This window comes from Streptomyces actuosus, from assembly GCF_016921115.1.
Lineage (GTDB): Bacteria > Actinomycetota > Actinomycetes > Streptomycetales > Streptomycetaceae > Streptomyces > Streptomyces actuosus_A.
The window spans coordinates 1-2,298 of the sequence record NZ_JAFFZS010000088.1 but is presented as its reverse complement, the minus strand read 5'-3'; the positions used below and the strand labels follow the sequence as shown (position 1 = coordinate 2,298).

General features: G+C 67.4%; 4 protein-coding genes. 1 reads left to right on the top strand and 3 read right to left on the bottom strand.

The genetic code is table 11. The features are described 5' to 3' along the window. Positions 1–41: 41 nt before the first annotated feature. On the bottom strand, positions 42–200 hold the full coding sequence (locus JS756_RS35600) for a hypothetical protein (protein WP_205387411.1): 159 nt from the start codon (positions 198–200) through the stop codon (positions 42–44). Further along, positions 197–433 carry a hypothetical protein gene (locus tag JS756_RS35595; protein ID WP_205387410.1) on the bottom strand — a complete coding sequence of 79 codons (237 nt, stop codon included), beginning with the start codon at positions 431–433 and terminating at the stop codon, positions 197–199. The genes JS756_RS35600 and JS756_RS35595 overlap by 4 nt, the downstream gene beginning before the upstream one ends. A gap of 71 nt (positions 434–504) precedes the next feature. Here JS756_RS35595 and JS756_RS35590 point away from each other — a divergent pair, with 71 nt between their 5' ends. Continuing rightward, entirely contained in the window at positions 505–1,143 is a 639-nt protein-coding gene (locus tag JS756_RS35590; RefSeq protein ID WP_205387409.1) for a TetR/AcrR family transcriptional regulator, read from the top strand. Between the two features lie 83 nt (positions 1,144–1,226). Here the strand turns inward: JS756_RS35590 and JS756_RS35585 are convergent. Continuing rightward, positions 1,227–2,298, bottom strand: a 1,072-nt coding sequence (locus JS756_RS35585; RefSeq protein ID WP_205387408.1) for an IS256 family transposase, incomplete at its 5' end; no start/stop codon positions are given.

Sequence of the window (2,298 nt, the reverse complement as noted above, 5' to 3'; positions counted from 1 at the left end):
GGAGTAATTGTCAATAGTTGTGGACCGGTTGAGCGATCAGATCAGTCAAGCCGGCGCCTTGCACGCTCAGCTCTCCGCCAGATCACCGCCATTCCGAGCGCCAGGACGCTCACGGCGACGACCACGATGACGACCTTGATCGCGCGGTCCAGAAGCAGGTGGTGCAGGAGATCGGACGACTCCGCTGCGAGGCCGCTCATCGTCGGCCATCCTGTCGCCGCGGCCAGGGCGTTCCGGTCTTCCCGCCCTCGAACCGTCGGGCAGCGGCGCGCAACCCGGCCCTCACCACGGGGTCCGCATACCGGCGCACTTCGTCGAGCCTGCCCCTGCGCTTGAGGGTCAGGGCGATGGCGAAGACCAGCAGCGCCAGCACCACGAGACCGCCCACTATCAGGCCGAACCTGATGAGCATGAGATTGAGATACGTCTCCACGAAGAAGCCTCCACCCGTTCTATCACGCCTGTGATACATCCTTTGTATCACAGGCGTGATAGAACGGGGGCATGCCCAAGCACGTGGACCCGGACGTCCGCCGCCGCCTCGTCGTCGACGCGTTGTTCCGAGTCGTCGTCCGCGATGGTCTGCAGCGCACCTCACTGCGCGCCGTCGCTGACGAGGCCGCCCTCAACATCGGCTCCCTGCGCCACTACTTCGCCAGCCAGCACGACCTGATGCGCTTTGCGATGCAATCGATGCTCGACCGGGTCAGCAGTCGGTTGCTCGAACACGTTGAACAGGTCGGAGACCTGGGCCGCCGCCCCCGCCCGGAACAACTCCGGCTCGCAGCCGACCTACTGGCCGAGCTTCTCCCCCTCGACGAGCGTCGCCGCGCCGAGGTCACCGTCTTCATGGACTTCAACGCGGCTGCCCGCACCAACCCGGCCTTCAACGACCTGTCCCACCAGGCTGCCGAAGGCACGAGAACGCTGGTACGCCGCGTACTCACCCGGCTCGATGCAGCAGACGCCCTGCGCCCCGGCCGCGACATCGACATCGAGACCGAGCGGCTGACGGCGCTCCTGGACGGACTCAGCCTCAGCGCCGTCCTGCACCCCGAAATCCTGAACCCGCGGACGTGTGCCGATGTGCTGCTCGCGCACCTGGGTGATCTGTCGCCTCAGACTCCGGGCTCGGCGCACTGAATGTGCGCTCCACTGTCTCGTCTCACATGATTATCCAGTGACGCGGAGTAATCACCAAGTTCTGCAGGCCAGTTGGGGTTGGTTCACGCCACGAGGACGGAGGGACGTTCGACGAGCTGGCCGCGTTCGAAGCGGGCTCCGGCGCGGACGAGGACGACGAGGTGGGGCGCGTTCACCGCGCGCCAGCGGGCCTGGGCGGACTCGACGAGCTTGAACACCATGGCCAGGGCGGCGGTGCGGGAGCCGGCGCCGCGGGTGACCTTGGTCCGTAGCCGGACGGTGGAGAACGTCGACTCGATGGGGTTTGTGGTCCGCAGATGGATCCAGTGCTCGGCCGGGAAGCTGAAGAACGCCAGCAGCTCATCCTGGTCATCGGTGATCTTCTTGACTGCCCTGGGGAACTTCGCGCCGTAGAGCCGGGCGAATGTCTTGACCGCCGTCTCGGCGTGGTCGCGGTCCTCGGCGTTATAGATGTCCTGGATCGCCTTCTTCGCGCCCGGCTGCGCGGACTTCGGCATGGCGTCGAGCACATTTGCGGTTTTGTGAACCCAGCACCTCTGCTCGCGGGTCTCGGGGAACACCTCGGTCAGGGCCTTCCAGAAGCCCAGGGCGCCGTCCCCGACCGCCAGGACCGGGGCGCGCATGCCCCGGCGGGCGCAGTCGCGCATCAGGTCGGCCCAGGACTCGCCCGACTCGCGGTAGCCGTCCTTGAGCGCGACCAGTTCCTTGGAGCCGTCGGCGCGGACCCCGATGAGCACCAGGACGCAGGCTTTGGCTTCTTCCAGGCGGACGTTGAGGTGGATGCCGTCGGCCCACACGTACACGTAGTCGACCTCGGACAGGTCGCGGTCCATGAACGCGGCGTGGTCGGCCTGCCACTGCTGGGTCAGCCGCGTGATCGTGGCCGGGGAGAGCCCGGCCGAGCTGCCGAGGAACTGCTCCAGGGCGGGCACGAAGTCGCCGGAGGACAGTCCGTGCAGGTAGAGCAGCGGCAGCACCTCGCTGATCTTCGGCGATTTGCGGCACCACGGCGGCAGGATCGCCGAGGAGAACCGCTTGCGCTCGCCCGTGGCCGCATCGACGCGCTTGTCGTTCACCCGGGGCGCCTTGACCTCGACCACGCCAGCCGCCGTGGTCACCGGGCGCGGCTGGTGG

Coding starts and splice junctions, on each gene's coding strand:
- JS756_RS35600 (WP_205387411.1), bottom strand. CDS start 200: ATGAGCGGCCTCGCAGCGGAGTCGTCCGATCTCCTGCACCACCTGCTT.
- JS756_RS35590 (WP_205387409.1), top strand. CDS start 505: ATGCCCAAGCACGTGGACCCGGACGTCCGCCGCCGCCTCGTCGTCGAC.